The following is a 2,450-nucleotide window of genomic DNA, read 5'->3' on the forward strand; positions in this document are numbered from 1 at the left end:
CCTCCCCGACGACCCCCACCAACCCCACACCCTCACCGACCAACTCGACGGCACCACCTACACCTGGCACCGCTCCAACTACGTCCACCTCGACCCCCACACACGGCCCGCACACATCTTCACGTTCCAGCGGAACGGCGAACGTGTGCGGGCCGATGGGAACAGCGTGGAGAACAGCAGTGTCGAGGCGAACGGGACGACGCCGAAGTCGCGCCGCAGCAGTCCGCTCCGGGCCGCCGCCGACAGGCTGCGCCTGAACGGAGACTGAGCCCGAAGCTGAGCCGGAATAGAGGCGTCTCAGAGACGAGTCTCATAGACGACGAGTCTCAGAGGCGGTCCCAGACGGCTTCAGACCGGCAGGGCCTCAGACCGGCTCGGCGGCGAGCAGGCGGTCTTCGAGGGAGCGGCAGCCGGTGAAGACCGAGCCGAGACCCTCGCGGTCGATGATCCGGCGGAGCTTGGCGGGCAGCGCCGGCAGCGACAGGCAGCCGCCCTCCGCGGCGACGCGCCAGCGGATGCCGAGCAGGATCGGCAGCGGGTCGCAGCGGACGCCGAGCCGGTCGTGCATCCGCACCATGAGATGCCGCAGGTTCGCCTCGACCAGCTTGGTGAGCGTGTCCCCGAGCCGCGGCACCGTGATCTCGTCCAGCATGCCCGACAGGTGGACGACCGTGTGGTCGCCGTCCCCGGCCGCCGTCGTGGTGATCATCAGTTCGGACGGGGCGGGCGGGGTGGGCGTGAGCCCGGCGTCGCCCGGATGCAGGGCCCGGATGGCGTCCAGCACGTGCGTGGTGTCCACGTCGCCCGCTCCCCCGCCGGGGACGGGCGCGGCCGTGGCGGACGCGACGTCGGCGAACACCGGGACGAGCCGGCTCAGGCCGGTGAGCTGCAGCGCCCGCCGCACGTGGGCGGACAGGGCGGGCACCACGGCGCGCAGCGGGCAGCCGAGCAGCTGCGCCCGGGTCTCCGCGCGGGCCAACAGGACCAGCCCGGCGGCGTCCAGCAGCACCGCGTCACCGAAGTCGACGACGACTCCGCCGCGTCCGCCGCCCCGGGCCCGGCCCGCGGACGCCAGGGACAGCGCCCTGCTCACCCCCTCCCTGATCCCCGCGTAGTTCTGCCAGCTGATCTGCGCGGGCAGGCCCAGCACGATGAACCCTCGCCGGGTCTCGATGGTCAGGCCCGCCACGGTCGTGTCCTTCATGTGTCAGTCACATCCCGATCGGGGTACTCGTGGCCGCGTGGGCGGGCCGGGGCGAAGCGGTCAGGTCACCGGGTCCGGACGCGGCGGGACCGGCGGCCGGGCCGGCCGGCGCGAGCGGCGGCGCGGGCGCCCGCGCGCCCGCGGGGCGCGCGTCCACCGGACCATGGGCGGCGGCATGGGAGCCGGGCGGTCTCGACGCGGGACGCCCGTCCGGATACGGCGGGCGCCCTCCCCGCACGACGCCCGTCAGCCGGGACGCCGCGAGGCGTTCGATGGTCCGTTCCTCGGGCCGCACCCCGAGATGGGTGCAGCAGCACCACAGGTCGTCCACGCAACGGCGCACGTTCTCCGCCGGAACATCGGCGAAGCGGACGCGCAGCCGCGCCACGAGGTCATCGCGCGTCGGTACGACCGATGGCGACATCTCCCAGCGCTCCACTGTCCCTCCGATCGCTTTGGACGAAATCGTTCCGTCCGGACTTGTCAACCGCCCCGCCGTCGACCGCACGAGCGTCACAGGCGTCAATCGCACAGGCGTCAACCGCACGGCAGGTTCTGAGCTTGGAAATGACCTACCCGAGGCATGCGACAGAAAAAGCGACGAAGCTAAAAACACGGACATGACACAACCGTCGCGCGGCAAGTATTTCGAGCGGTGCGCGCCAGTGACCGGGCCGTGGATCAACGTGTTTTTGCGCTACTTTCCCGCGCCCTGCCGGGCCGCTACCAGGCGATGACCTTCCGGCCGCGGGGGCGCCGCCGCCGCCGCGGCCGGACACGGCGCGATCTACCCCGTGCTTGGGCGTGGCCCGTCCCGTCCGGCCGGGCCTGCGGGCCCCGAAACCGGATCGACGGTCACGGACCGTACTGAGATTTTTACGGATGGTTGCCTGTCGCGAACGTCGCGGACGCGGACTGCGGGAATTGCTGATCTAGATGTCTCCAACACACCCGGGGTGACCCATGCACGGCCAGCCGAAGAACCTCACCACCCGCACGTCCGACCAGGTCACCGAGCCGGAGACGAAGGCCCTGCGGGCCGACGGCCCCCGGGCGGGCGCCGCGGCACCGGCCACCCGGGCGCTCCCTGACCCGTTCAGCGAGAAGACGCCGCGCACGCCGCACTGGTTCAAGACGGCGGTGTTCTACGAGGTGTCGGTACGCGGGTTCGCCGATTCCAACGGCGACGGCTACGGCGACCTGCGCGGCCTGATCAGCAAACTCGACCACCTGCAATGGCTCGGCG

4 protein-coding genes are annotated in these 2,450 nt (G+C 71.8%); 2 read left to right on the plus strand and 2 right to left on the minus strand.

The annotated features are described in order from the left end of the window. Positions 1-268 (plus strand): hypothetical protein (locus ACTWPP_RS44860; RefSeq protein ID WP_443110594.1); only part of this gene is annotated, 268 nt, incomplete at its 5' end. A gap of 96 nt (positions 269-364) precedes the next feature. Here the strand turns inward: ACTWPP_RS44860 and ACTWPP_RS44865 are convergent. Continuing rightward, positions 365-1,204: an STAS domain-containing protein gene (locus ACTWPP_RS44865; RefSeq protein WP_443110595.1), complete on the minus strand. Its 840-nt coding sequence runs from the start codon at positions 1,202-1,204 to the stop codon at positions 365-367. Between the two features lie 7 nt (positions 1,205-1,211). Next, on the minus strand, positions 1,212-1,628 hold the full coding sequence (locus ACTWPP_RS44870) for a hypothetical protein (RefSeq protein WP_443110596.1): 417 nt from the start codon (positions 1,626-1,628) through the stop codon (positions 1,212-1,214). A gap of 539 nt (positions 1,629-2,167) precedes the next feature. On the opposite strand from ACTWPP_RS44870, the gene ACTWPP_RS44875 reads away from it, so the two are divergent. Continuing rightward, a partial coding sequence (locus tag ACTWPP_RS44875; protein ID WP_443110597.1) for an alpha-amylase family glycosyl hydrolase occupies positions 2,168-2,450 on the plus strand: 283 nt, incomplete at its 3' end.

Origin of the sequence: Actinomadura sp. 3N407 (assembly GCF_052245875.1) — a bacterium.
In the GTDB taxonomy this organism is placed as follows: domain Bacteria; phylum Actinomycetota; class Actinomycetes; order Streptosporangiales; family Streptosporangiaceae; genus Spirillospora.

What these genes read in the sequence shown, in the direction of transcription:
- ACTWPP_RS44865 (WP_443110595.1), bottom strand. Translation starts at nt 1,204, where the DNA reads ATGAAGGACACGACCGTGGCGGGCCTGACCATCGAGACCCGGCGAGGG.
- ACTWPP_RS44870 (WP_443110596.1), bottom strand. Translation starts at nt 1,628, where the DNA reads ATGTCGCCATCGGTCGTACCGACGCGCGATGACCTCGTGGCGCGGCTG.